Here is an 899-nt window from a genome sequence, read left to right as displayed (position 1 = left end):
GCGGCGGCCCGGCGGACGTCGTCGAGCTGACCCTCGCCCTCGCCCGCGAGATGCTCGACGCGGCCGGCCTCAAGGACGCCGACCCGGCCAAGGCCCTGGCCGACGGCTCCGCGATGGACGTCTGGCGCCGCATGATCGCGGCCCAGGGCGGCGACCCGGACGCGGCGCTCCCGGTGGCCCGCGAGCAGCACGTGGTCGTGGCCCCCGCCTCCGGCGTCCTCACCCGCCTCGACGCCTACGACATCGGCATCGCCGCCTGGCGCCTGGGCGCGGGCCGCGCCCGCAAGGAGGACCCGGTGCAGGCCGGCGCGGGCGTGGAGCTCCACGCGAAGCCGGGCGACACGGTGGTCGCCGGCCAGCCCCTGCTGACCCTCCACACGGACACCCCGGACCGCTTCGGCTACGCCCTGGAGGCGACGGAGGGGTCGTACGACATCGCCCCCGCGGGCACGGAGTTCACGGCTTCGCCGGTGGTGCTGGGACGCATCGCCTGATCAGGGGACTTCTTCGTTCGGGTGAACGGGACCGGTGGACCTCCGCCGGTCCCGTTCGTCGTGCTGGGATCGGTGACGCCCTGATGGGAGGCTCGACACCAGCGAGTTCCCCGTGGACTGAGCGCCGTGCGATGAGTTGCGGGGGTGCCCCCGGTCTACCNNCCGGGACGAGGTGGCGGGGCTGGCTGATGTGGTGCGGGGGCTGGCCCCCCGCAGCGGGGTTGTCGTGTGCGACGTGGCCGGGCTGGGGCCGCCGGGGCTGGCGCAGGTCGAGCTGCTCGCCCGGCTGGAGCTGGCCGCCCGCCGGGAAGGCGGGCGGATAGCGCTGCGCGGGCCGGAACCCGCGCTACGCGCCCTGCTCGGCCTCGTCGGGCTCGGCATCCAGGTGGAGGGGGAGGTCGAAGA

The 899-nt window shown here is 75.8% G+C and carries 1 protein-coding gene and 1 pseudogene; both read left to right on the top strand.

Going from position 1 to position 899, the window contains the following annotated elements:
- Nucleotides 1–494: pseudogene (locus tag CCN33_RS30370) on the top strand (thymidine phosphorylase); the annotation flags it as partial.
- 172 nt (nucleotides 495–666) lie between these two features.
- The coding region (locus CCN33_RS30365) for an STAS domain-containing protein (protein ID WP_244173992.1) at nucleotides 667–899 on the top strand (233 nt) is incomplete at its 3' end.

This window comes from Streptomyces recifensis, from assembly GCF_002154615.1.
GTDB lineage: Bacteria > Actinomycetota > Actinomycetes > Streptomycetales > Streptomycetaceae > Streptomyces > Streptomyces griseoluteus.
Note: the sequence above shows the minus strand (reverse complement) of the source record. Positions and strands in the feature narration are given on the sequence as shown.